The organism is Vicinamibacterales bacterium (assembly GCA_041659285.1).
In the GTDB taxonomy this organism is placed as follows: domain Bacteria; phylum Acidobacteriota; class Vicinamibacteria; order Vicinamibacterales; family UBA2999; genus 12-FULL-67-14b.
The window spans coordinates 45,087-71,127 of sequence record JBAZYO010000015.1 but is presented as its reverse complement, the minus strand read 5'-3'; the positions used below and the strand labels follow the sequence as shown (position 1 = coordinate 71,127).

The window sequence follows — 26,041 nt, the reverse complement described above, 5'->3', positions numbered from 1 at the left end:
GCGTCCGCCTTCAGGCGGACCGTGTTCCGCCTCTGGGCGGACCGTGTTCCACAGCCTGAAGCCGGACGCCACAGGTGCTACAATCGATTCACGGTCGCCGATTTCTCGCGGCCTCAAGGAGTTGTCATGGACGTGGTTGCCCTGTTCGGGCCCATCGGAATGCCGGAAATGCTCATCATTCTGGCGATTGTGATTCTCATTTTCGGCGCGAATCGCCTGCCGGAGCTCGGCAAGGGTATTGGCGCCGGCATCAAGAACTTCAAGAGTTCCATGAAGGACGGCTCCTCCCAAGAGAAGTAGCCGCTAGATGACGAGGCGGGCGTCACCCGTTCGCCTTGTCACGCGCTCGCGGTCGAGATACTCCAGCAGCGGGATCGCAAATTTTCTCGAAATTCCGTACTTGTCCTTGAAGGCCGTCACATCCACGGTGGCCTTGCCGTCCGGCGTCCCCACCTTGAGCGCCCGGATCTCGTCCTTCAACACCTGCAGCGCATCGGCATGGAACGTCAGGGTGTCGAGGCGGACGAGCGCCTTCTCACGAATCAACAACGCCGTCATCTTGTCCACGACGGCGGCCGGAGCGCCGGCCGCGGCCTGAACGGCGGCGGCATCCGGCGGCTTCAAGCCGGCCGCCTGGTAGGCCGCCAGGATCGCGGCCTTGACGCGGGCGTCTTCACCCGTGACCGCCACCTTGTGCGTGGCCAGCGCCAGGCGATCGGTGCCCGCCAGCGTCTTCGCCTTCTTCAGGTCATCGACAATGCGCTCGAACACCGCGGCCTCGGCGCGCGCCGACACCTTCTCGCGGGCCTCTTCGCGCGGCAGGCCGTCACTGAGGGGATGGGCGCGATGGAACGCCGTGACCAGTTTCACCAGCGCCTCCGCCGCGCGAACCAGGTGGCGGGTCGCCACCACGCGCTCCCCCGCCGTGACCACGCCGCGCGCGGCCAGGGCATCGAGCATCGCCGGCACGCGCGCCGGCGGCACGCCCGCCCGCGACATCAGCGCGTCGCGCGGGATGCCCGGAAGGCCGGCCGCGGTCACCATGACCGCCACCGCCTCGGCTTCATCGCCGGCCCGGCCGAGGTCCAGCTTCACGAGGCTGTCGAGCCCGTCGGCACTGCGCACGCCGGGCCGGGTCGGCGCCGGGTCGAGCACGACGCCGCCACCAATTGTGATCGACGGCGAGTAGGCGCGGATGATGAAGCGATCGCCGCGCGTCAGCACGGCGGCCCCTTCGAGCCGCATCCGCACGAAGGCGCGGCCGCCCGGCTTCACTTCGCCGTCCGCGGCGCCGGCAATCGAGACGCGGCCCAGCACTTCCGCGGTGCCGTGGTGGAGGCGCACGCGCGCCCCATGCTTGAGCGGCTTGCTGGACTCGAGCAGATCGACCACCGCGTCGACGCGCCGCGTCACGCTCAGCATGCCCGGCGTGGCGAGCGTCTCGCCGCGGCCGACCTCGGCCACCTCGATGCCGCCCAGGTTGATCGCGGTCCGCTGGCCGGCCAGCGCCGCGGTGGCCTGTGCGCCGTGCACCTGGATGCCACGGACCTTCACCGGGCGCCCGGCCGGCAGCATCACGAGCTCCTCGTCCATGCCGATGCGGCCCGACACCAGCGTGCCGGTGATCACCGTGCCGAAACCCTTCATCGTGAACGCCCGATCGATCGGCAGCCGCACGGCGCTGTCAACGGGCCGGCGGCCGACCAGCGCCGCCTGCGCCGCGATGGCGGCGCGCAGCGCATCCAGCCCCGCACCCGTCTCCGCCGAGACCTCAACCACCGCCGCGGATTCGAGAAACGAACCCGTGACGAGATCGGCGACGTCCTGGCGGACCAGGGCGCGCGTCTCGGCGTCGGCGGCGTCCGACTTGGTCAGCACGACGATGCCGCGCGGGATGCGCAGCAGGCGGCAGATGTCGAAGTGCTCGCGCGTCTGCGGCATTACCGACTCGTCCGACGCCACGATCAACAGCACGCAGTCGATCCCCCCGACACCGGCGAGCATCGTCCGCACGAACCGCTCGTGGCCGGGGACGTCGACAAACGCCACGCGCGTCTCGCCAATCGTGGTGTGGGCGAACCCGAGTTCGATGGTGATGCCGCGGGCCTTCTCTTCCTTCAACCGGTCGGGATCGATCCCGGTGAGCGCGCGGACCAGCGTGCTCTTGCCGTGATCGATGTGGCCGGCCGTGCCGACAACGAGGTTGGTCATCGCCGCTTCTTGGCCTTGCGCTCGCCTTTGCCGGGCCGCTGCGCCTTGCGCCGGCGGCGCTCTTCGGGGGTCCCCTTGCGCTGGTCCTTCTTCGGCCGGGCCGAACTGCGCGCCGGGCCGCGGCCGCGCTCGTCCTTGCGGACTTTCGCGAGCACGTCTTCCAGGCCGAGGTCGATCTGCCGCCGCTCCATGTCGACGCGCACGATCTGGACGCGGACCCGGTCGCCCAGCCGGTACATCTTCCGGCTGTTCTCGCCGAACAGCGCGTGCGACTGCTCGATGAACCGGTAGTAATCGTCGGCCATCGTGCTGACGTGGACCATGCCTTCCACGTAGTGATCGACCAGTTCGACGAACATCCCGAACGCCGCCACCCCGGTGATGTAGCCGTCGAAGACGTCGCCGACCTTGTCGGCCATGAAGCGGACCTTCTTCCACTGCAGGATCTCGCGCTCAGCTTCGGCGGCGCGCTTCTCCATCTCCGAGGTGTGACGGCCGACTTCCGGCAGGTCTTCCTCCAGCTCCGCCCGCCGCTCGTCGTTGACCTTGGTGTGCCGCAGCTCGCGCAGCAGGCGATGGACGACGAGGTCCGGATAGCGGCGAATCGGCGACGTGAAGTGCGTGTAGGTTTCGGCGGCGAGGCCGAAGTGCCCGACGTTGGCCGGGTCGTAGCGCGCCTTCTGCATGGTGCGCAGCATCAGGAACGCGATCGGGCGCTCGGCCGGGTTGCCGCGAATCTTGTCCACCAGCTTCTGGAAGTGCATCGGCGTCACGTGCCCTTCGGAGGCGCCGAGGCTGAACCCGAACGCGCTGACGAACTCCTCGAACTGCAGGACCTTGAGCGGGTCCGGCTTCTCGTGGATGCGGAAGAGGGCCGGCATGCCGTGTGACTCGAGGTGCCCGGCCACGGTTTCGTTGGCCAGCAACATGAACTCCTCGATCAGGCGGTGCGCGACGTTGCGCTCCGAGGCGATGATGTCGGCAATGAAGCCGTCTTCGTCCAGCACCACCTGCGCCTCGGGCAGGTCGAAGTCCACCGACCCGCGCCGGCGGCGGCGGCCATTGAGAATCTCGAACAGCCCGCGCATCAGCTCGAACATCGGCACCAGCGGCTGGTACTTGGCGATCACCGCCGGGTCGCGATCCGTGAGGATGGCGTTCACGGCGGTGTAGGTCATCCGCGCGTCGCTGCGGATGATGCCGTCGTGCATCTCGTGCCGCACGACCTCACCGTTGCCGGTGACCTCCATGAGGCACGACTGCACCAGGCGATCGACGTGCGGGTTCAGGCTGCACAGTCCCGTGGACAGCTCCGACGGGAACATGTGGATGGCGCGCTCCGGAAAATACACGGAGGTGCTGCGTTGGTAGGCCTCGCCGTCAAGCGCGCTGCCGTCACGCACGTAGTGCGCCACGTCGGCAATGTGCACGCCCAGCCAGTAGTGGCCGTTCGGCAGCCGCTCGATCGAGATCGCGTCGTCGAAGTCGCGCGCGTGCTCGCCGTCGATGGTCACCACCGTGCGGTCGCGGAAATCGGTGCGGCCGGCCAGGTCCTTGTCGCGGACCGCGCCGCCGATGCGCTTGGCTTCCGCGACGGCCTCCGCGCCGTGTTCATCCGGGATGTTGTGCTTGCGGAGGATGATCTCGGTGTCCACACCAGGATCGTTGATGTCGCCGAGGATCTCGGTGATGCGTCCGGCGGGGCCGCGGGTCGGCGTCGGCCAGCGCGTGATGGTGACGGTGACCATCTGCCCGGCCTGCGCGTCCATCGACTCGTCGCGGGGAATCTGCACCTCTGCCGTCAGCCGCTTGTCGAACGGGACCACAAACGCCAGGCCGGTGGCGTCGAGGTCGAAGCGGCCGACAATGCTGCTCGAGGCGCGCTCGAGCACCTGGACAATCTTGCCCTCGGCGCGGCCATCCTCGCGATAGCGTTCAATGCGGACGACCACGCGGTCGCCATGCATCGCCTCCTGCAGGTTGTGAGCGGCGACGACGATATCGCGAGTCAGGCCCTCGATCGGCCGCTCGGGCGCGACAAAGCCGATGCCGGACGAATGCCCGTCGAGTTTGCCGACCACCAGGTCCATGCGATCGGGCAGGCCGTACAGCTTGCCCCGGACGAGGACCAGCTCGCCGTCGGCGACGAGATGGCGCAGCAGGCGCTTGACGAGGACACGGTCGTCCTTGCCAATGCGGAGCACGCTGAACAATTCGCGCGCGGTGGCCGGATGGGGCACGCGGGCCCGCATCTGGCGGAGGAGGTCTTCACGGTTCATGGATCACGATCACTTGTAAGTCACCGACATTGGTATTGGTGCGCCCCAGCCGAATCAGATCATCGAGGGGCGCGAAAAACGAAAACGAATCGTTCGCCGCGAGCACGGCGCCCGGCGGCGGGAGGCCGGCCGCGGCCGCCCGGGTCATGGTGGTGGAATCGACCATGGCGCCGGCGACGCCGGAGGTGCCGTCGATGCCGTCGGTGCCGATACTGGCCGCCGCATACGTGCCGGGCAGCGCCTGCAGCGCTTCGGCAATCGACAGCACGAACTCGAGATTGCGGCCACCGGTGCCGGCGCCGGTCACGCGGACGATGGTCTCGCCACCGGAAATCACGCACAGCGGCTGGCGCCCGCCGCGCGCCAGGCCGCGGGCCCGATCGAGCCAGGCCGGTCCGGCCGCTCTCGCCTCCCCCACGATGGGTTCGTCGATGACCGCCACCTCATACCCCCGCGCCACCGCGGCGTCACGCGCGCCGGCCAGGGCGTCCATCCGGCCGCCGATCACCCGCGCCGTCGCGCGGGCGAGCGAGGGATGGCCGGCCTTGGGTGTATCGGGCAGCTCGCCCGCCAACCCGCGGCGAATCACGGCCCGAACCGAGTCGAGGTGATCGCCGCCGCCGAACCGCTCGAGCGCGGCGGCCGCATCGCTCCAGGTGGTGCTGTCGGCGACCCCGGGGCCGGAGCCGATCGCATTGAGATCGTCGCCGACGACATCCGACAGCGCGAGCGTGATGGTCGTGCCGGCACAGGCGGCCGCCAGGCGGCCGCCCTTGACGTTCGACAAATGCCGCCGCACGGTGTTCAGCGCGTGGATGTCGGCGCCGGCGTTCATCATCAGGCGGGTCGTGCTGATCTTGTCGTCCAGGGTGATGCCCTCAACGGGCGCGGCCATCAGCGCCGACGCCCCACCCGACAACAGGATTACCAGCACCTCGCCCGAGTGCACGCCCTGGGCGAGTGCCAGCGCGCGCCGGCCCGCCCGTTCGCTTCGCGCGTCCGGAAACGGGTGACCCGACTCGATCCACTCGACGTTGGCGGGCAGCCCGTTGTCGGCGTGGGTGCCGATGGCCACCGCGTGTTGAACGGACAGCTGCGGCACCGCTCCAAAGGCGGCCGCCATCGCCGAGGCCGCCTTGCCCACGGCCACCACGTGCAGCGATCGCCCGGTCAGCACCTCGGCCAGTGACGGATCGGCCATGGCTCGTTCGACGACACGCGCGGCGCTGACCGCGTCGACGCCGGCGCGGACAATCGCTTGGAGGTCGTGCCTGAACGTTGAGAGTGGAACCGTCAGTGGACCTTGCAGGGGTCGACCCAGCCTGACAGGCCGGTCACGACATCGAACTCACGGAGCAACTGGGCAACTACTTGATTGGCGTTGGCTTCTTCGGAGAGCCGATCCATTTCGGAGATGATTCTGAGGAGGGCGGCTTCGGCGCTGTTGATGGCCTGCGCGCTGTAGTACTCGCGCTGTTCCTGTAAGCACTGGTGATGCTTGATGAACTCTTCGCGATAAAACTCGGAGAGCGCCGAAACCGAGGCCGGTACGGCGTTAGCCATCAGAAAGCGCGGGATTCTGTTCCTCGCCCTCGGCATATTTGATGAATTTCAGTGTAGGGCGTTCAGATGAATGTGTCAACGGGGCGACATTTACAGACGTCCCGTTTCAATTTGACCGATTGTTCATTTGGCGGAGCGAGACGCCACGGTGCCGGCGGTGGCCCCTACCCCCAGCCCGCCCAGGATCATCACGACCGACTCCCTCACGCCGAGGAACTGCAGGGGCCCTGCCCCGGCCAGACCGGCGAGATCCGGGCCCAGCCACCGGGTGGTCGCGGAGTACAGCAGGCCGATCAGCGCCAGCGCCACCGCCGCACCGGCGCCGCCGAGCAACAACCCTTCCACGATGAAGGGGCCGCGGATGTAGCTGAAGGGCGCGCCGACCAACTGCATGATGTCGACCTCATCGCGGCGGGCATGCAGGGAGAGCCGCACCACTGCCGCCACCGTGAAGGCGGCGCCCAGCATCAGCACGGCGGCGACCACCGCGCCCGCGATCCGCGCCGTGGTGACAATGCCCACGAGCCGGGCCAGCCAGCGGCGATCGTAGCGAACATCGGCCACGCCGTCGCGGCCGCCGAGGCCGGTGGTCAGGTCGTCCACCGCCGGACCGCCCGCGGACTCGGTCCGGAGGCGAACCTCGAACGCCGCCGGGAACGGGTTCTCCGCCAACGACGAGGCCACGTCGAGGAGCTCGGGGAAATCGGCGCGGAACCGCTCGAGCGCGCGCGCCTTGGACACGTACTCGACCGCGGCCACGGCCGGCTGCTCCCGGAGGTATTGCTCGAGGCGGGCGCGCAGTTCGTCCGACAGATCGTCGTAGAGATACACCGAGACCTCGGCGGACTCCAGCCACCGATCGAGCGACCGTTGCACGTTGACCGACGCCAGAAGGAACCCGCCGAGAGTGGCGAAGGCAATGGCAATGGTGCCAATCGAGATCGCCGCCGAGCGGCCGGCACGGCGCAGGCTGGCGAACGCTTCCTCGAAGGCGTAGCCGATCACCGTCATTGCGGCACCTCCGGGAGGCCGGCCAGCTTGCCGTGTTCGAGTTGCACGACCCGCCGGCCCACCCACTTGATCAACTCGCGATCGTGCGTCGCGACCACGACCGTGGTGCCGCCGGCGTTGATGTCGCGGAACAGGTTCATGATCTCGAGCGACAGGTCCGGGTCGAGGTTGCCCGTGGGCTCGTCGGCGAGCACGAGGTGCGGCTCGTTGACCAGCGCGCGCGCGATCGCCACCCGCTGCTGCTCGCCGCCCGACAGTTCTTCCGGCCGGGCGTTCAGGCGGTGCTGCAACCCCACCCACTTCAGCACCTGATAGGTCCGGCGGCGCTGGTGCTCCACCGGCAGGCCGAGCACCCGCAGCGCGAACGACACGTTCTCGAACACGGTCTTGGTGGGGATCAGCTTGAAATCCTGGAAGACGAACCCGACGGTGCGCCGGTAGGCCTGCACCTCGTTGCGGGTCAGTCGCGAGAGGTTGCGGCCGGCGACGATCACCTCACCGTCGGTGGGCCGCTCCTGCAGCAGCAACAAGCGCAACAGGGTGCTCTTGCCGGCGCCGCTCGGGCCGGTCAGGAACACGAACTCGCCCTTGTCGATCTTGAGGTTGAGGTCGCGAAGGGCGTGCATCCCGCGGCCGTAGACCTTGCCGAGCCCCTGCGTCTGGATCACGGACGGTAGTCTACTAGCTTCAGTCGCACGCGGCCGAATCCGGCCGCGACCTCCACCATCAGCGGCACCCGTCGCGCGTCATCGCTCAGCCAGATGGTGGACTCGATCGGTTGGCGCCGCTGCACCCGCGCCGAGAATCGCGGCTCGAGCCGCAACGCGGGAACGCTGGCGCCGTCAATCACGACCGCCTCCCGGACCGGCACCGACACCGTCAGGGCCAGGCTCCGGCCGGCTTCGTTGAGGGGCATGGCCAGGGCGTATCCCGGCGCCACCGGCATCGTGCGCACGTACCACAGCGCCGTCAGCGCGTCCCGCGCGCCGGGCGGCAGCGGCAGCGACAGCGCGCCCGGGTCGCGCGCCGCCGCGGGGCTGTCGCCGGATCGGACACGCCGGCCGGCATGGTCGTAGGCGTAGATCCGGTCCACGGCGCGCCGGCCCTCCCGGAGGTACCGCCGGTGCAGCAACGGCTTCAGTTGCGCGTCGGCCGAGGTCCGGAAGCGGTCGTGCGCCTCGAAGAACCGTGATACCCAAGGCGCGGTGTCAACCGACACCTCGAACACCCACGCCGGCAACTCCCCCGCCGCTCCGCGGTCCTCGGCGTCCGGCGCCACCACGCGAAGCGTGATGCGGCCGGCGGTCAGGTCCAACGGACCGTTGAGCCATTGCACGTCGTAGGCCGCGGTCTCGCCCACCGCGAACGGCGCCGGCCCGGGCGCCGGCGCTTCCGCCATCGACACCTCGTCCAGCGCGGCTTCGCTCTCCGCCGTCCACGCCACCTCGTAAATCACGCGGTCGTCGAACCTGGCCCGTTCGACGAACGGCGACGCCGCGCCGCCCGCGCCAGCCAGTTCCGTGGGGCTCACCACGAACCGCGCGTCCAGTTCTTTCAGCGTCGCCCGCGCATCCGCGGCGGCCGGTTCGGCGAACGCATCGACGAGCGAGGGATAGAACGACGGCCGCTGCCCGCTGTAGCCGTTGACGATGGGCCGCCCGTGCTCGAGCGACTCCACCATGAACGGGGAGTTCTCGCGATCCAGCGTCAACGGCAGGTACAAGACCGCCCCGGGGTCGCCGTGCTCCGCCAGCCAACGCCCCGTCGCTGTTGACGCCGGCGGTGCCGCCACGAACGCGAGGGGCGCATTGACATACTCGAGGCACATCACCGCCGTGATGAGCGCGACGACGCCGGTCTTGAGGCGCGCTTGCGAAACCCCGACGCCGGCCAGCACGCACAGCCCGAGCATCGCGATGACGGCAAAACGCGCCGGCGCGCGAATGGCCTGGAACCCGAAGACGTGATCCGCCACCCAGGCGTAGAGCGGGCGGATGCCCTCGGGCCCGAGCGACAGCACCAGGCCCACCACGACCAGCACCGCGGCCGACACCACCACGGGCCGCGCGTCACTGCGCCAGCCGCGCCACAGGCCAAACGCCGCCAGCCCGAGCAACACGAATCCCGGGAACATCTGGTGTTCGACGTGCCGCCGGTCTCGCGCGCCCGGCGCCGGCGCCCGAGGCGCCAGCACGCCCGTGCGCCCGTAGACCAGGTTGTCGGGCGGCACCTGCGTGTAGCTCTGGAGCGATGCGGCATGCGCGGCGGCCTCGAACAGGTTCCGGCCGAAGCCCTCGCGCTGCTGCGATTGCCAGTACGGCCACACCACGGGCACGACGAGCACCGCGCCGACGATCGCGGCCAGCACCATCCGCGCCCACCACCGCCGGCCGCGCCACTGCCCCGTTGACCACGCCACGGCGACGGCCCCCGTCGCGATCGCGAGCGCCGTCATCACGCCGTAGTACACCGACGACACGGCTTGCAGTGCGGCCATCGCCCCGAGCAGCGCGGCGTCCACCTTGCGGCGGGCGGCGGCGAGGCGGTACAACGCCAGCAACGCGAGCGGGAGGAAATACAGCGACTGCAATTGCAGGTGCAGCAAGTGGGCCGACCGGTATGGCCAGCAGGCCCACGCCAGGCCGGCCACAAACGCGGCCGGCGTCGATCCGGTCACGCCCTTGACGAGCGCGTGCATCGCCAGTCCGCTGATCGCGATCGAGCCGATCAGCAGCAGGTTGTAGCAGAGGGCGAGGCTCCCGCCCACTGCGTAGACCGGCGCCACGACCAACGACTGCAGCAGCATGTGGTCGGAGAAGGTCAGCGACCCTGACGCGGGATGGAAGATGTTGGCGTCGAAGACACGGCCCGAGAGGACCGCCGACGGATCGGCGAGCCAGGCCTTCATCCCCCAGCCGAGAATCCACAGGTTGAGGAACGGATCGCCGGCGCCTTCAAGCGCGCCGAGATGCGTGGTGAGCTGGGTCGCGAGGGGCCACGTCAGCACCACCGCGGCGACGAGGTACAGTCCCGCCGCTCGGAACCACATCGGTCAGGCCCCGATGGCCGCGCGCATCAAATCAGTGACCAGCTTGGGGTCGCCCTTCCCCTTCGTCTCTTTCATCACCTGGCCGACCAGGAACTGGAACTTCCGATCCTTGCCGGCCTTGATCTCGGCCACCACGTCCGGATTGGCGGCCAGCACCCGCTGCACGATTGGCTCGAGGCTCGAGGTGTCCGAGATCTGCGCCAGGCCGTCCGCGGCGACGATGTCCTCCGCCGCGCGTCCCGATTCGTACATCTTCGCGAACACGTCCTTGGCCACCGTGGAACTGATGGTGCCCTTCTCGACGATGCCGATCAGCCCGGCCAGCGCGGCCGGCGAGATCGGCACCGCCTCGATGCCCACGGCGCGTTCCTTCATGTTGCGCAGCACTTCGCCCATCACCCAGTTACTGGCGGCCTTGGCGTTGCCCGATCGCCGCGCCGCGTCTTCGAAATAGTCGGCGACCCCTCGCGTCTGGGTCAGCAGGGCCGCGTCGTAGTCGGGAATGGCGTACTCGGCGATCACGCGGCGGCGCCGCGCCTCCGGCAGTTCCGGCAACGACGCCGCGATGCGGTCTCGGCGCGCGGCGTCCACCATCAGCGGCGGCAGGTCCGGTTCCGGGAAGTAGCGATAGTCGTGCGCCTCTTCCTTGCTGCGCATCGAATAGGTCTTGCCCTGCGCGGCGTCGAACAACCGCGTCTCCTGCACGATGCGGCCGCCGTGATCGATGACGTCGATGTGCCGGCCGATCTCGTACTGGATCGCTTTCTCGAGATACCGGAAGGAGTTGACGTTCTTGACCTCGGTCTTGGTGCCGAGCGTGGTGTCGCCTGGGCGCCGGATCGACACGTTGGCGTCGCAGCGCAGGCTGCCCTCGTCCATGTTGCCGTCGTTGACGCCGAGCCACACCAGGATCTGCCGGAGCGTCTCGAAGAACAGGGCCGCCTCTTCGGCCGACCGCATGTCCGGCTCGCTCACGATCTCAACCAGCGGCACGCCGCTGCGGTTGAAATCGAGGTAGGTCTTGCGATCGGAATCCGCGAAGCCCTCGTGGAGGGACTTCCCCGCATCCTCTTCCATGTGGATGCGGGTCAGCTTGACGAAGCGGCCGCCGACCGACGCCGGCATCTGCAGCCCGCCGCCCAGCGCCAGCGGCAGTTCGTACTGCGAGATCTGGTAGCCCTTCGGCAGGTCCGGATAGAAGTAGTTCTTGCGGGCGAACACCGACCGCTCCTGCACCTCGCAGCCGAGGGCCAGGGCGGCGGTAACGGCGAGATCCACGGCGCGCCGGTTGAGCACCGGCAGCGCGCCCGGCAACCCCACACATACCGGGCAGGTGTGGGCGTTGGGCGGCGCGCCAAACGCCGTGGCACAGCCGCAAAAAATCTTCGTGGCCGTGAGCAGCTGGGCGTGGATTTCCAGCCCGATAACGGCCTCGTAGGTCATCGCCTAAACCGACGGTCCCGCGGCAGCCACCGCCGGATCGGCGTCGGCAAAGTTCGTCTTGAAGTTCTCCACGAACATGCGGGCCAGCTTCCCGGCCTGGGCGTCATACGCCGCCTTGTCGCCCCACGTCCCGCGGGGATCGAGCACGCTGTCCGCCACGTCCGGCACCGCCGTCGGCACCTCGATGTTGAAGACCGGGTGACGCCGATACTCCACCGCGTCGAGCGCGCCCGACAGCGCGGCGCGAATCATCGCCCGCGTGTAGGCGATCTTCATGCGGCTGCCGACGCCGTAGGGGCCGCCGGACCAGCCGGTATTCACCAGCCACACCCGCGCCTGGTACTTCGCGATGCGCTCGCCGAGCTGCTTCGCGTAGACGTTGGGATTGAGCGGCAGGAACGGCGCGCCGAAGCAGGTACTGAACGTCGCGCTCGGTTCGGTCACGCCCTTTTCGGTGCCGGCCACCTTCGCGGTGTAGCCCGACAGGTAGTGATACATGGCGCCCTCGGCCGACAGCCGCGCGATCGGCGGCAGCACGCCGTAGGCGTCGGCCGTCAGCATCACGATGTTCTTCGGATGTCCGCCGGCACCCGACGGCACGGCGTTGTCGATGAACTCGATGGGATAGGCGCCGCGCGTGTTCTCGGTCAGCGACTGATCATCGAAATCGAGCGCGCGCGAGTCGTGATCCATCACCACGTTCTCGAGCACGGTGCCAAAGCGGCGGGTGGTCGAGAAGATCTGCGGCTCGGCTTCCGCCGACAGCCGGATCATCTTGGCGTAGCAACCGCCCTCGAAGTTGAACACGCCGCGGTCGCTCCAGCCGTGCTCGTCGTCGCCAATCAACTGGCGCTCGGGGTCGCTCGACAGCGTCGTCTTGCCCGTGCCCGACAGGCCGAAGAACAGCGTGGTGTCGCCGGCGGGGCCGATGTTGGCCGAGCAGTGCATGGCCAGCACCTGGCGAAGCGGCAGCAGGTAGTTCAGGACCGTGAAGATCGCCTTCTTGTTCTCGCCGGCGTAGCTGGTGCCGCAAATCAGCACTTCGCGGGAGGCGAAGTTGATCGCCACCGCCACGTCCGAGCGGGTGCCGTGCCGGGCCGGATCGGCCTTGAGCGACGGCGCCACGAGCACCGTGAACTGCGGTTCAAAGGCGGCCAGCTCGCCGGCGGGCGGGACGATGAAGAGGTTGCGCACGAACAGGCTCTGCCAGGCCAGTTCCTGGATGAAGCGGACCGGCAGGCGGTACTCGGCATCCGCGCCGGCGTAGAGATCCTGCACGAAGAGTTCCTGGCCCTTCAGGTGCGCGACGATGTCGCGGCGCAACGCGTCGAAGTGGGCGGGCTCGATCGGCCGGTTGACCTTGCCCCACCAGACATTGCCCTCGCTCGAGGGTTCCTTGACCACGAACTTGTCGTTGGGCGAGCGGCCGGTGTGCGCGCCGGTGCGGCACACCAGGGGGCCTTCCGCGGCGATGTGGCCTTCCTGGCGGCGAATCGCGTGCTCATACAACGCGGGCGCCGACAAGTTGAAGTGAACCGGCTTCGAGGAATGAACCCCGTGGGCATCCAAGCTGCGCCCCGCCTGTGCATTACTCATGGAATATGACTCCAAAACTCGACCGGTGTCTCCCGGTCGCATCCAAAAGATGAATGGTACAGATGGAAAAGGCGCTAAGTCAATCTCGTACGCGGGTTTGGGCCGAGGCTGCTAAACTACCGGTAAACGCCGGGACGATCGGTCCCGTAACAGATGGCAGGACAGCCCAACGTCGACCTCGCCGCCCCGCCCCGTCCCTCGGACGGCGCCCACCCGTCTCCCGCCTCCGTCCTGGCGGCCGAGATCAAGGCGCTCGTCGCGCGCGGCGACCGGGACGCCGCCAGGGAACGCTTCGGGGCGTTGGTGGCACTGCTCCAGCGGCGCGCAATTCGAATCGCGTTTCAGTACCTGCGCGACGCGGCGGATGCCGACGAAGTGGTCCAGGACGCCTTCATCAAGGTGTTCCTGCACATCGAGCAATACCGGAACGAGCTGCCGTTTGACGTCTGGTTCACGCGCATCCTGGTGAACGCCGCGCTGGATCGCATCAAGGCGCGGGCCAGGCAGCAACGGTGGATCAGCCACTCGACCGATGAAGACGACGGGCGGCCGGCCGAGCAAGTGGCGGCCGGCGACGCCTCGAACGAACGCCGGTTGCTGGCGAAGGAGCGGTGGGCGCACGTGACGCAGGCCGTGGCGGGGCTTCCTGACCGCCAGCGCCTGGTGTTTACGCTGTGTCACCTGGACGAGCAGACGCCGGCGGAGATCAGCGCCGCCACCGGCATGAGTCAGGCCACCGTTCGGGTCCACTTGTTCCGGGCCCTGCGGAAGTTACGAGGAGTGTTGGGAGGCCAGGCATGAACCGACCGGACGACAGCGAGCAGAACCACGACGCCGCCCTCGAGGCGTATCGGGTGGCTGCGCATGCCGAAGCGGACGGTCATTTCGACGACCGCGCGCTCGATGCCCAGCGCCACCAGATCCTCGCCCGTCTCGCCAACCTGGGCCACTCCGCCAAGGTCATCCCCTTCCCTGTCACGGGCCACGTCGAGGCGCCGGTCGCGGGCGTCAATCGCCGCTGGATCAGCGTCGCCGCGGCGGCCGGCCTGATCATCGGCCTGCTCGGTGGGCAGATCGTGCACCTCGTGCCGCAGCAGACGCGGCGTCTCGCGCCGATGGCCGCCTCCATCGCCCCGAGCGCCGCCACCGCCTCCGGATACCTGCCGACACGGGTCAGCATTCCCCAGGATGACGGGCTACTGGGCGAGGTGGACCTCGCCGTGCAGTTCCGCACCGCGAGCGAGTTGCGCGCGCTCGACGAGTTCACGCTGTTCCTCCACGAGCCCCAGTAGTGCTCCCGCCGTTTCCCGACGGGCCTCACCCCTCGAGGCCTTCGTCTCGGCATTCCGCCCCAAGGCTGAACTCTGCCGTTTCTCCGTAAACGCCCGAAGCGGGCCGGTCGTAACGCATATTGAGCCATGCATACCCTGCGTAAGTTGTTCATTTGTTTGATCTTGTCTCTGTTTGTGTTCGCCGCGGCCCATCCCGCCGCGGCCCAAGGCTTCAAGTGGTGGCAGATGGAGCGGTTCCAGAAGAGCCTCACGCTGACGCAGGAGCAGATCGACCGGCTGGAGGCCATCTTCCAGACCGCCGAACCGTCCCTGCGCGCGCAGAAGGCCGCTCTCGACAAGTACGAGTTCAAGCTGTCGAAGGTCATCGCCGACACGGCGTCGGACGAAGCCACGGTCCTGCAGGCCGCCGAACGGGTCGAGTCCGCCCGGGCGGAGTTGAGCCGCACGCGCACGCTGCAACTGTTTCGCATGCGCCGCGTCCTATCCGAGGAACAGAACGCCAAGATGAAGGAAATGCACGACGCCGACCGCCGCGAGCGCGATCGCCGGCCGCGGGGTCAGCAGTCCGAGAAGCCGAAGGGCGAGCTGTCAGACGGCGCGTGCCACTAATCACCGCAACCATCGAGACCCATTGAAGACCATGAACTTTTCTACGAGTACGTTCGTCGCGGCAGCCTTGTGCGCCGCCACCCTCGCGTCAGCGCAGACCACGCCGGCGGCCGATGCCGCCCGTCACAACGCGGTGGTCCAGCAGGCGGTCAGGACCTACGAGCAGGGCCTCGCGGCGATGGGTGCGGCGGCTGCCCAGCCCGGCACGACGTCAGGGTCGCTGCGCGAATTGCGCCTCGAAGAAGCGGTCTCGATCGCGCTCGAGAAGAACCTCGACATCCAGGTGGCGCGCCTCGAGCCGCAGTCGGTGGACTTTCTCGTCGCCGGCTTCCGCAACACCTATCGCCCGTCGATAACCTCCACGCTCGGCCTGCGCGACCAGTACCAGTTGCCGACCAGCAGCCTGAACGGCGGCACCAAGGTCAACAACGGTACCCGGACCTATAACTTCGGCCTGGCGCAGAACGTGAACAAGTTTGGCGGCAACTACACGGTGAACTGGTCCAACCAGCGCGTGGAAACGTCGAACACGTTCTCCACGTTCAATCCCAGCTTCACGACCAACCTGGTGGCCGCCTACACCCAGCCGCTGATGCGCGGCTTCAAGATCGACAACACGCGGCAGCAGTTGCTGATCAACCTGATCAACCGCGACATCTCTGAAGAAAGCGCGCGGGCGACGATCACGCAGACCCTGGCCAACGTGCGGAACGCCTATTGGGACCTGGTGTTCGCGCAAAGCGCGGTGGAAGTCGCGCAGCGCGCCGTGGAGCTCGCCGACAAGCTGGTCGTCGACAACCAGGCGCGCGTCGAAGTCGGCACGCTGGCGCCGCTCGACATCGTGCAGGCGCAGGCCGAGGCAGCGACCCGCCGCCAGAACCTGGCCGCGGCCGAGGCGGCGGCGCAGACCGCCGAGCTGACGCTGAAGCGCTACCTGGTGAGCGGCACGGACGATCCCCTGTGGCGCCAGACTATTCGTCCGGTGGATCTCCCGTCGCTCGGTCCCGCCCCGTCCGACATCGACGGCGCCATCCGCAAGGCGCTCGCGGAACGCACCGACGTGCTCTCGGCCCGCAAGAACCTGGACTCCAGCGACATCAGCCTGCGCTACTTCAAGAACCAGTCGCTGCCGGCGATGGACCTGAATGCCAGCTACGGCGCACAAGGACTGGGCGGCACGGCCATTGTCCGGACCGGCCCGCTGGGCAACCAGACGATCTCGCAGATCATTCCCGGCGGCTACGGCGACGCGCTGTCGTTGCTCAAGGCCCGCGACTATCCGACCTGGAACCTGAACGTGACCATGAGCTATCCGATTGGCGGCAACCAGGCCGAGGCCCAGCACGCGCGGGCGCGCATTCAGCGGACCCAGGCCGAGACGCGGCTCCGCGCCCTCGAAGTGCAGATCGCCGCGGAAGTCGCCAACGCGGCGCTGACCGTGCAGAGCAACCTCAAGCGCGTTGAGGCGGCGACCGCCGCGCGCGAGCTGGCGATGAAGCGGCTCGAAGCCGAACAGAGCCGGTTCGAGGTCGGCATGACGACCAATTTCTTCGTGGTGCAAGCGCAGCGTGATTTGCGCGACGCGCAGAACACCGAACTGCGGGCGCTGGCCGATTACCGCAAGTCGCTCGTGAACTTCGAGCGGGCGCAGCAGTCGCCCGCCGGCGGCGGTGGCGGCGGCTTGAACGCCAGCACCGGCGGACAGTAAGCCGCCGCGCGCGGCACGGATTTCTTGGCGAGGGTTAGAGACGGATTCTTATGCGTAAATTTGTGTTGATTGCTTTGGTGGTGGCGGTAGCGGGTGGCGCCGCGGCGTACTTCGGCGTGTTCTCCCGTTCGGATGCGGCCGCGCCCGGTGCCGGCGGCCAGCAGGCCGGCGCGCCTGGCGCCCCGGGCCGCGGCGGTGCGGCCGGCGGCGCGCAACGTCCGCCGGCCCAGGGCGGCGGCGGTGGCGGCTTTCCCGGCATGGGTGGAGGCGGCGGTGGTCCGCGCGCCCCGATGACGGTTGAACTGGGCGCGGTGAAGAAGGGCGACGTCGCCGCGCACCTGACCGTGGTCGGCAATCTCATCGGCCTGCAAACCGTGGACGTCGCGCCGCGCACCAACGGCCGCTTGATGTCGGTCAACGTGCAGCTGGGCGACCCCGTCCGCCGCGGCCAGGTGCTGGCCAAGATCGAGGACCGCGAAATCGTCGAGCAGGTCAGCCAGGCCGAGGCCTCGCAGCAGGTCTCGAAGGCGACCATCCGCCAGCGTGAAGCCGACCTCAAGGTCGCGGAAGTCAACTTCGCGCGCTCGAAGAACCTCTTCGAACGGCAGCTCCTCGCCAAGCAGGCCCTGGACGACGCCGAGTCGCGCTTCCTCGCCGCCGAGGCGCAGATCGACCTTTCCAAGGCCCAGTTGATGCAGGCCGAAGCGCGGCTCAAGGAGCTGAAGATCAACCTGCAGAACACCAACGTCACCTCGCCGGTCGATGGCTTCGTCGGCAAGCGCAACGTCGACCCGGGCGCCATGGTGTCGCAGAACACGCCGATCGCCTCGGTGGTGGACATCTCGAAGCTGAAGATGGTGGTGAACGTGGTGGAGAAAGACATTCGCCTCGTCACGGTCGGCGACAGCGGCGACGTCGACGTGGACGCCTACCCGGGCGAGAAGTTCCACGGCCGCATTGCCCGCGTCGCGCCGGTGCTCGACCCGGCGACGCGCACCGCGACCATGGAAATCGAGATCGCCAACACCGACAAGCGCCTGAAGCCGGGCATGTATGCGCGCGTCAGCCTCACCGTTGAAGAGCGTAAGGACACGCTGGTGGCGCCCAAGTCGGCGGTGGTGGACTTCGAGAGCAAGCGCGGCGTGTGGATGCCCAACGAAAACAACCGCGCCAAGTTCGTCCCGGTGGAACTGGGCATCGAAGACGCGGAACGCGTCGAGATCAAGAGCGGTCTCAAGGAAGGCGACCAGATCGTCACCACCGGCGCCACGGCGGTCCGCAATAACGACCTGCTGGTCATCGCCGGCGCCGCCGCGCCGGGTGGCCCCGGTGGACCGGGTGGACGGGGCGGTGCCACCGGCGGCACCGGACGGAAGTTCCAGGGCGGTCCGCGTCCCGGAGGCATGACCGGCCAGCCGGGCGCGCCCGGCGGTGACGGCGCGGCCGCACCGCGGCGACCGGGCGGTCCGCGGCCGCCTCAATAAGGCAGTGGAGGGCGGCACCTTGGGTGCCGCCGCGATTCAACGGTTCAGAGTTCGCTAACGCATCGCCAGTGCTGTCGAGACCCATATGAGTATTCCGCGCATTGCCATTGAACGCCCGGTCACGATGTTCATGATCAGCATGGTCATCATCCTGCTGGGCGGCATCTCGCTCACCCGCCTGCCGGTGGACCTGATGCCTGACACGCAGATGCCCACCATCACGGTGCGGGTCGGCTACACGGGCGTCGGCCCGCTCGAAATGGAGGAACTGGTCACGCGGCCCATCGAGCAGGCGGTCAGCGCCGTCGCCGGCCTCGAGCGCGTCGACTCGACCTCGGCCGAAGGCAACGCCAACATCCGGCTGAATTTCGCGTGGGGCACCGACCTCAGCGAGGCGGCGGATGAGGTGCGCACGCGCCTCGACCGCGTGCGCGGCCGCATGCCGGAAGACGCCGACCCCCCCACCGTGTTCAAGTTCGACTCGACCTCGATGCCGATCATGGGCATCGGCGTCGAGGGCGACTTCGACCCGGTCACCCTCCGCGAGCTGGCGCAAAACGACCTGTCCCCGCGCCTCGAGCGCGTCGCCGGCGTCGCCGCCGTCACCATCAACGGCGGCCTGCGCCGCCAGATTCGCGTCGACCTCTCGCGCGAGAAGCTCACCGCCCTCAACCTCTCGCCCGACCGCATCGTCCAGATCCTGCGCACCGAGAACCAGAACATTCCGCTGGGTGAGGTCAACGACGCCGACCGCACGCTGCTGCTGCGCAGCCCCGGCCAGTTCACCAACATCGACGAGATCCGCAACCTGGTGGTGCTGACCCGCGAGGGCGTGCCGGTCTACCTGCGCGACATCGCCGACGTCCGCGACACCACCGAAGACCGCCGCTCGTTCATGCGCATCAACGGCACGCCCGGCATCCGCATGCAGGTGACCAAGCAGTCCGGCACCAACACCATCCAGATCGCCGAGGGCGTGAAGAAGGAAATCGACCGCATCAACGCCGACGTCGACGGCATCAAGCTGCAGGTGCTCGACGACCAGTCCAAGTTCATCGACCGCGCCATTGGCAGCGTGACCGAGCACGCCATGGTCGGCGGCCTGCTGGTGATCGCGATCATCTTCCTGTTCCTGCGCGACATCAAGTCGACGCTGATCATCTGCACCTCGATCCCGGTGTCGGTAATCGGCACCTTCGCGCTGCTCTACTTCGGCGGCTACACGCTCAACACCCTGACCTTCGGCGGGTTGGCGCTGGGCATCGGCATGATCGTCGATGCCGCCATCGTCGTGCTGGAGAACACCTACCGGCACCTCGAGATGGGCAAGGACCGCGTCACCGCCGCGATCGACGGCAGCGAGGAGGTGTGGTCGGCGATTCTGGCCTCCACGCTCACGCACATCGCCGTGTTCGTGCCGATGCTGTTCCTGACCGGCGTGTCGAGCATCATGTTCGGCCAGCTGGCGGCGGTGGTGTCATTCTCGCTCGCCATGTCGCTGCTGGTCGCCGTCACCATCGTGCCGGTGCTGTGCTCGCGCATGCTCGACGCGCCGCACACCTCGCATGCCGGCGCCGGCGTCATGGCCGGCCTCAACCGCAAGGTTGACGGGGCCCTCGACCGCCTCGACGAGTTCTACGCCCGCATGCTGCACAAGGCGCTGGAGCACCGCCCCACCGTCTTCGCGGTCGGCTTCGCGCTGTTTGCCGTGGCCATGGTGCTGCTGCCCCGCATCGGCTTCGAGTTCCAGCCGCAGACCGACGAGGGCGAGATCACCGTGGATGCGGAACTGGCGGTCGGCTCCCGCATTGAGAAGACCGAGGCCGTGCTGATCGGTCTCGAGGAGAAGATTCGCCAGGTCGTGCCCGAGGCCACCATGCTGATCACGCAGGCCGGCGGCGGCGGTGGCGGGTTCGGCGGCGGCTCGACGCACCGCGGCAACGTCAACGTCCGGCTGGTGCCGCGCGACGAGCGCAGCCGCACCAACGAAGCCATTGCCATGCAGTTGCGCCGCGACCTGTCGGGCATCCCCGGCGTCATCGTCCGCGCCCGCCCGTCGGGCGGCCAGAACCAGATGATGCGCGGCATGGGCGGCGGCGGCGGCGACGGCCGCATGTCGATTGAGATTCTCGGTCACGACCTCGAAACGTCGAAGAACATCGCGCAGGACCTGAAGGCGATGCTCGACACCACGCCCGGCATCGCCGACTCGCGCCTGCAGCGCGAGGAAGGCCGTCCCGAACTGGCCGTGCGCGTCGATCGCGACAAGGCGGCCCTGCTGGGCCTGACCGTGACCGGCGTCGCCAACACCATCCGCACCAACGTCGCCGGCACGCAGGCCGCCATGTTCCGCGACGCCGGCAACGAGTACCCGATCATCGTCCGCCTCCGCGAGGAGGATCGCGAGGAGGTGGCCGAAGTCGGCGACGTTCTGCTGAACACGCCGTCCGGCCAGGTGCTGCCGGCCAAGAACGTGATGATCATCGACCGCGACACCGGCCCGGTGTCGATCGAGCGGAAGAACCAGGAGCGCGTGCAGCGCGTCAACGCCGAGACGGAAACCACCTTGAGCGAGGCGGTGGACGCGGTGCGCGCCCGCATGGGCGAGATCAACGTGCCGAAAGACTTCGCGGTGGGCTTCGGCAGCGAGGTCGAGGAACAGGCCAAGTCGTTCAACGAACTGCGCCTCGTGCTGATCCTCGCCATCGTGCTGGTCTACACGGTGATGGCGTCGCAGTACGAATCGCTGAAGGACCCGTTCATCATCATCTTCTCCATCCCGCTGGCCGCCATCGGCGTGGTCGGCATGTTGATGGCGACCGGGACGCCGTTCAGCATGCAGGCCTACATCGGCGTCATCATGCTGGCCGGCATCGTCGTCAGCAACGCCATCCTGCTGGTGGACTACACCAACACCCTCCGGCACCGCGACAAGATGCCGCTGCGGGCGGCGATCGAGCTGGCGGGACGGCACCGGCTGCGCCCGATTCTGATGACCTCGGCCTGCACGGCGCTCGGCCTGGTGCCGATGGCCCTCGGCATCGGCGAAGGCGCCGAACTGCAGGCGCCGCTGGCCCGCGTGGTCATCGGCGGGTTGCTGACCTCCACCCTGATCACGCTGGTCTTCGTGCCGGCGATGTATACGCTGTTCGAAGAAGGCTGGAGCGGAATCTTCAAGAAGGGCGCGCCTGCGCCCGTCGAAGCAGGGCACTAACCGCTTCCCCGCTGACTGGATCGATCCAGTCGGGCGCCAATTCTGCGAGCGGCTCGAGCACGAAGAGCCGCTCGCGGAACCTCGGATGCGGAACCACCAGCCCCGGTTCCGCCACCCGCTCGCTCCCAAACAGAATCAAGTCCAGGTCGAGGGTTCGGGCCGCGCCCGGCGCCGGCCGCTGCCGCCCGTCATCCTGTTCAATGTCGAGCAACCGGTTCAGCAGCGCGCGGGCCGTCAGCTCGGTGTCGCCGACCACGACCCCATTGAGGAAACGTGGTTGGTCGCCGACGCCGACCGGAGCCGTGTCGAACCAGGAGGATTGCCGGAGGTTGGAGAGCAGGCCGGCCAGGCGGCCGACGGCGTAGGCGAGGTGGGATTCGCGATCGCCGAGGTTGCTGCCGAGGGCGATCGCGACCGGGGCGCGCGTGGCTACTCCGTCCAGCGGGCGCTCATGACAACGCCGGTATGGTCGTTGATGGCGAGCGAGGTGCCGATCAGGTCCTTGCGGCCGGCCGCGGCCTGGTCGAACAGGCGCTTGTGCTCGAGCATCTCGCCGAGCACCACCTTCAGCATGCCCTTGTGGCGGGCGTGCGCCACGGTTTCGACCTTTGGGCGCCACTTCTCCACGAACTGCGCGTTGGTGCGGGCATCGTCCGCGGCCAGCGCCTTCCAGGCCTCGCCCTTGCCGACGGCCAGCGGCTGGCGGGGCGGATCCGACGGGAGGGGGGCGCCCAGGTCCAGCAGCGCGTGCTGCAACCAGGACAGGTGCGTCTGCTCGCGCGCCACGATGTACTGGTAGGCGTTGTTGATGTCGTAATCCGGGATCTGCTGGGCCACGTCCTCATGGCGCATCAGGATGGCCGTGCGTTCCAACAGGAAGTCCCGGATCAGGTCAGCGAGGTTGGAAGTGGTGCTCACGCTTTTTGCTTCTCTTTGCAGGTGATGCACACCCGCGTCCAGGGAATTGCGTTCAGCCGTGCCTCGGCAATCGGATCGCCGCAGTCGCGGCACAGGCCGAAGGCCCCCTTTTCGATGCGCACCAGCGCCTCGTCGATGGCCTGCAGGATCTTCGCATCGGTCTGCTTGAGGCGCAAATGGATATGCACCTCGTTGTTGCCAGACGCCTGGTCGGCCATGTCTCCCTGGCGGCCGTTATTGTGCTCCATTGAGTTCTGGAGCGAAACCGGGCCCGCGGTTTCGACGAGCTCGGCCCGCTTCTTCAGCAGGGCATCCTTGTAGTCCGAAACGTTCATTGAGTTCGCACTCCCACTGCGCCCGCCAGACGTGGCGCTAACACTTCATCTTACCAAAATAATCGGGCCGGAGTGCCACGGCGCCGCGACATCTATTCCGCGCGGAGCGTGGCGAGCGGCTTGCGCTGCAGGACTTCCCAGCTGGAGATCACGCCGATGGCGGCGACCAGGACGGCGGTGACCGCGACGCCAATCGCGCTCATGCCGAGCAAGGGGCGGAACGGGATGTCGAGGGCGTAACGGCTGACCGCCCATGACAAGCCAATCGCGCCGCCGGCGCCGATGCCGCCCGCCAGCAGGCCCAGCAGTCCGTACTCGAGGACCAGCACCGTGGCAATCAGCTGGCGGGTCGCACCGAGGGTCTTGAAAATCGCGGCCTCGTAGACCCGCCGGAACTTGGTCATGGCGACGGCGCCAATGAGGATGAGCAGGCCGCTGACCACCACCAGCGTGCCGACCACGGTCACGGCCAGCGTCACGTTGTCGACAACCGACTTGATGGTGTCCAGGATCTCGCGGCCGTCGATCACCGAGACGTTGGGCGCCGCCTCGACCAGCGCCGACTGCAGCCGGGCGCGGGCGCCGGCGTCCTGCGGCCCGCGCAGGAAGCCGATGAAGCTGTGCGGCGCCTTCTCCAGCACGCCAGGCCGGAACACGAACATGAAGCCGCCGGCGCGGCTGTCGGACCACTCCACCAGCCGCACGCTGGTAACGCGGGCCGGGATGACCCGGCCGAGCACGTCGAACCGGATGGTGTCGCCCAGGTTGATCTTGAACTGCTCGCTGATGAACTGCTCGACCGACACCTCGCCGGCATCCGAAGGCGTCGGGTCCCACAACTGCCCGGCGACGATCCGTTCGTTCGGCTCGAGCGCCTGGCGATAGGTAATCGTGTACTCACGAGCGAGCGATCCCCGGCCGCGCACGTCCTCGTAGTTTTCGAGGTTGAGTTCGCGCCCCTCGACGCCGACGATGCGCGCGCGCAGCACCGGCAACAGCCGCGCCGGCGCCGCCGACGGCGCCTGGTTGGCGGCAATCGCCCGGCGCACGCTGTCGACCTGATCGCTCTGGACGTCGAGCAGGAACATGTCCGGCGAGTCCGCCGACACGTTCACCGCGAACTGGTCCACCAGGTTGGTCTGGAGCGACCGCACGCCGATGATGAAGAAGCTGCCGAGCCCGACCGCCAGCAGGACGATCCGCATCTGGCTGCCCGGGCGGCTCAGTTGCAGCACCGCGTGGCGCAGCGCGAACCATCGCGATCGGGCCAGCGGCGCAGTCGCCTTGATCATCAGAATGCCCGCCAGGTGCAGGACCAGCGCGGTCACCGCGAACCCGGCCGCCACGACCAGGCCCACCCGCCAGTTCCCGGCCTGCCACACCGTGAGCGAGACCAGGGCTGCCACCACGAAGAGGCTGACCCCGATCTGGACGGCGTCGGGCCGCCGGCGGCGCGGCTCATCGCGCAACAGCAGCGACGGCTTCACGTGACGCACTTCGAGCAGCGGGACCAGGGAGAACAACAGCGACACCAGCATGCCGATCCCGAGGCCCTGTGCCACGGCCGGCAGCGTGAGCGCGTAGCTGATGTCCACGCCGGGCGTGGTGCCGGCCAGTAACGACGGGATGGCGCGCATGGCCGCCGCGGCGAGGCCCACGCCCAGCAGGCTCCCGGCCAATCCCAGCATCAGGACTTGCGCGACATACACCGCGAGCAGTTGCGCCGAGCGGGCGCCCACGCACTTGAGCACGGCGATGCTCTTCATCTTCTGCTGCACGAACACCCGCGTCACGCTCGACACGCCGATGCCGCCGAGGATGACGATCACGAGTCCGACCAGGCTCAGGTAGTTTTCCGCCCGCGCGAAGTCTTCGCCGATGTCGTCTTCGGTGGCCTGGTACGACCGCACGCGCGCGAACTGATTGGTGAAGTCGGCGCGCAGGCCGCGGATCAACGGATCCAGCTGCGCGTCCGGCACCCGCACTAACAGCTGCGTGGTGGACCGGCTGCCGAACCTCACCAGGCCGGTCTTCTCGAGGTCCGCGAGATCGACGAACACCCGGGGGCCCAGGCTGAACGCGCCCAGGCGCCGTCCCGGCTCGCCCTCAATCACGCCGCGGATCGTGAAGCGCTGCGAACCAATGGCGAGGTCGTCACCGACCGCGACCCCCAGCTGCACCAGCAGCTCGGGACGCACGAGCACGCCGAACCCTCGCAGCAGGTCGTGATGGTACGGAGTGGCGCCGGCCAGACGCATCGCGCCGTAATACGGGAACCCGGCTTCGACGGCGCGCAATTCCACCATGCGCGCGCGCCCGTCGGCGCGATCCGCGGCCCGCGCCATGGTGGCCAGTTCAACCGAGCGGATGCTCTCGGCGCCGGCGGCCTTCAGCCGGTCCGCGATCTTCGCCGCCAGCTCCGGCTTGATCGGCTGGTTGCTGGTGATGATGGCGTCGGCGGTGATTAACGACCTGGCCTCGCCGGCAAAGGTGTCGCGGACGCTCTGGATGACCGACCGCAAGGCGACGATGGCGCCCACGCCGACGGCGATGCACACGAAGAAGACCAACAGCCGCTGCCACGACGCCCGCATTTCGCGCGCCGCCATGTACAGCACGAACCTCATGGTTCGACTCGCCCGAGCGGGCTCATCACGGCTGATTCGCCGCGCTCGCGCTCGCTCACCACCGGCCGGCCGTCGCGCAGCACCAGCCGGGCGTCCGCCACCGCGGCGACCGACGCGTCGTGCGTCACCATCACCAGCGTGACGCGGCGCGAGCGGCGCACCTGCAACAACAGGTCGAGGATGTGGCGGCCATTCGAGCTGTCGAGGTTGCCGGTCGGCTCATCGGCCAGAATCAGCGGCGGATCGTTCGCCAGCGCCCGCGCAATCGCAATGCGCTGCTGTTCGCCACCCGACAACTGCGCCGGGTAATGGTGGCCGCGGTCGTGCAGCCCCACTTCGTCGAGCAGGGCCTGCGCCCGCGCCGCCGCGTCGCGGCGGCCGGCGATCTCCATGGGGACCTGGATGTTCTCGAACGCGGTCAGCGACGGCACCAGGTGAAAGAACTGGAACACGAAACCAATCTTCTCGCCACGCAGCCGCGCCAGCGCGTCTTCGTTGAGGCTGGTGATCTCGGTCCCGGCAATCGCGATGGTGCCGGTGGACGCCGAGTCGAGCCCGGCGATCAGCCCGAGCAGCGTGGACTTGCCGCTGCCCGACGGCCCGACAACGGCCAGGCACTGCCCGTCCGGCACGTCGAGGTCGAGCGGATGGAGAATGGTGAGGGGCTGCCCGCCGCTCTGGACCGTCTTGCTCACGCCGCGA

Annotated in this window: 21 protein-coding genes; 7 read left to right on the top strand and 14 right to left on the bottom strand. The window is 68.3% G+C overall.

Translation table 11 applies throughout. The features are described from left to right. Positions 1-126 precede the first annotated feature (126 nt). Complete coding sequence (gene tatA / locus WC815_20330) at positions 127-300, top strand: twin-arginine translocase TatA/TatE family subunit (GenBank protein ID MFA5911129.1); 174 nt, start codon at positions 127-129, stop codon at positions 298-300. Between the two features lie 3 nt (positions 301-303). On the opposite strand, the gene selB is transcribed toward tatA, so the two are convergent. From selB to WC815_20285, 9 genes are all read right to left on the bottom strand, one after another. Next, positions 304-2,211 (bottom strand): selenocysteine-specific translation elongation factor, encoded by a 1,908-nt coding sequence (selB, locus tag WC815_20325; GenBank protein MFA5911128.1) that lies wholly within the window; start codon positions 2,209-2,211, stop codon positions 304-306. Then, the gene (rnr, locus tag WC815_20320; GenBank protein ID MFA5911127.1) at positions 2,208-4,490 is read right to left on the bottom strand and encodes a ribonuclease R; all 2,283 of its coding nucleotides are present in this window, start codon (positions 4,488-4,490) and stop codon (positions 2,208-2,210) included. The genes selB and rnr overlap by 4 nt, the downstream gene beginning before the upstream one ends. Beyond that, on the bottom strand, positions 4,480-5,745 hold the full coding sequence (locus WC815_20315; GenBank protein ID MFA5911126.1) for a DUF4147 domain-containing protein: 1,266 nt from the start codon (positions 5,743-5,745) through the stop codon (positions 4,480-4,482). The genes rnr and WC815_20315 overlap by 11 nt, the downstream gene beginning before the upstream one ends. A 38-nt stretch (positions 5,746-5,783) precedes the next feature. Continuing rightward, entirely contained in the window at positions 5,784-6,053 is a 270-nt protein-coding gene (locus WC815_20310) for a hypothetical protein (protein MFA5911125.1), read from the bottom strand. 123 nt (positions 6,054-6,176) lie between these two features. Continuing rightward, the gene (locus tag WC815_20305) at positions 6,177-7,064 is read right to left on the bottom strand and encodes an ABC transporter permease (protein MFA5911124.1); all 888 of its coding nucleotides are present in this window, start codon (positions 7,062-7,064) and stop codon (positions 6,177-6,179) included. Next, on the bottom strand, positions 7,061-7,732 hold the full coding sequence (gene ftsE / locus WC815_20300; GenBank protein ID MFA5911123.1) for a cell division ATP-binding protein FtsE: 672 nt from the start codon (positions 7,730-7,732) through the stop codon (positions 7,061-7,063). Before ftsE ends, WC815_20305 begins: the two co-directional genes overlap by 4 nt. Continuing rightward, positions 7,729-10,113 (bottom strand): DUF3108 domain-containing protein, encoded by a 2,385-nt coding sequence (locus WC815_20295; protein ID MFA5911122.1) that lies wholly within the window; start codon positions 10,111-10,113, stop codon positions 7,729-7,731. The genes ftsE and WC815_20295 overlap by 4 nt, the downstream gene beginning before the upstream one ends. A 3-nt stretch (positions 10,114-10,116) precedes the next feature. Then, on the bottom strand, positions 10,117-11,556 hold the full coding sequence (gene gatB / locus WC815_20290) for an Asp-tRNA(Asn)/Glu-tRNA(Gln) amidotransferase subunit GatB (protein ID MFA5911121.1): 1,440 nt from the start codon (positions 11,554-11,556) through the stop codon (positions 10,117-10,119). A gap of 3 nt (positions 11,557-11,559) precedes the next feature. Next, entirely contained in the window at positions 11,560-13,152 is a 1,593-nt protein-coding gene (locus WC815_20285) for a phosphoenolpyruvate carboxykinase (GenBank protein ID MFA5911120.1), read from the bottom strand. Positions 13,153-13,305: 153 nt separating this feature from the next. Here WC815_20285 and WC815_20280 point away from each other — a divergent pair, with 153 nt between their 5' ends. From WC815_20280 to WC815_20255, 6 genes are all read left to right on the top strand, one after another. Further along, entirely contained in the window at positions 13,306-13,953 is a 648-nt protein-coding gene (locus WC815_20280) for an RNA polymerase sigma factor (GenBank protein MFA5911119.1), read from the top strand. Further along, a complete protein-coding gene (locus tag WC815_20275; protein ID MFA5911118.1) occupies positions 13,950-14,444 on the top strand; it encodes a hypothetical protein in 495 nt (164 codons plus the stop codon). Before WC815_20280 ends, WC815_20275 begins: the two co-directional genes overlap by 4 nt. A 162-nt stretch (positions 14,445-14,606) precedes the next feature. Continuing rightward, a complete protein-coding gene (locus WC815_20270) occupies positions 14,607-15,053 on the top strand; it encodes a periplasmic heavy metal sensor (GenBank protein MFA5911117.1) in 447 nt (148 codons plus the stop codon). A gap of 31 nt (positions 15,054-15,084) precedes the next feature. After that, positions 15,085-16,761: a TolC family protein gene (locus tag WC815_20265; protein MFA5911116.1), complete on the top strand. Its 1,677-nt coding sequence runs from the start codon at positions 15,085-15,087 to the stop codon at positions 16,759-16,761. 62 nt (positions 16,762-16,823) lie between these two features. After that, positions 16,824-18,245, top strand: coding sequence for an efflux RND transporter periplasmic adaptor subunit (locus WC815_20260; protein ID MFA5911115.1), 1,422 nt, complete (start codon positions 16,824-16,826; stop codon positions 18,243-18,245). A gap of 85 nt (positions 18,246-18,330) precedes the next feature. Continuing rightward, positions 18,331-21,459, top strand: a complete 3,129-nt coding sequence (locus WC815_20255; protein MFA5911114.1) for an efflux RND transporter permease subunit — start codon at positions 18,331-18,333, stop codon at positions 21,457-21,459. Here the strand turns inward: WC815_20255 and folK are convergent. From folK to WC815_20230, 5 genes are all read right to left on the bottom strand, one after another. Next, on the bottom strand, positions 21,419-21,868 hold the full coding sequence (gene folK, locus WC815_20250) for a 2-amino-4-hydroxy-6-hydroxymethyldihydropteridine diphosphokinase (GenBank protein ID MFA5911113.1): 450 nt from the start codon (positions 21,866-21,868) through the stop codon (positions 21,419-21,421). The two genes, WC815_20255 and folK, sit on opposite strands and share 41 nt — an antisense overlap. Before the next feature lie 20 nt (positions 21,869-21,888). Beyond that, a complete protein-coding gene (locus WC815_20245) occupies positions 21,889-22,377 on the bottom strand; it encodes a hypothetical protein (GenBank protein ID MFA5911112.1) in 489 nt (162 codons plus the stop codon). Beyond that, positions 22,374-22,712: a TraR/DksA family transcriptional regulator gene (locus WC815_20240; protein MFA5911111.1), complete on the bottom strand. Its 339-nt coding sequence runs from the start codon at positions 22,710-22,712 to the stop codon at positions 22,374-22,376. The genes WC815_20245 and WC815_20240 overlap by 4 nt, the downstream gene beginning before the upstream one ends. Before the next feature lie 92 nt (positions 22,713-22,804). Then, positions 22,805-25,339: an FtsX-like permease family protein gene (locus WC815_20235; GenBank protein MFA5911110.1), complete on the bottom strand. Its 2,535-nt coding sequence runs from the start codon at positions 25,337-25,339 to the stop codon at positions 22,805-22,807. Continuing rightward, the gene (locus WC815_20230; protein ID MFA5911109.1) at positions 25,336-26,034 is read right to left on the bottom strand and encodes an ABC transporter ATP-binding protein; all 699 of its coding nucleotides are present in this window, start codon (positions 26,032-26,034) and stop codon (positions 25,336-25,338) included. The genes WC815_20235 and WC815_20230 overlap by 4 nt, the downstream gene beginning before the upstream one ends. Between the last annotated feature and the right edge of the window lie 7 nt (positions 26,035-26,041).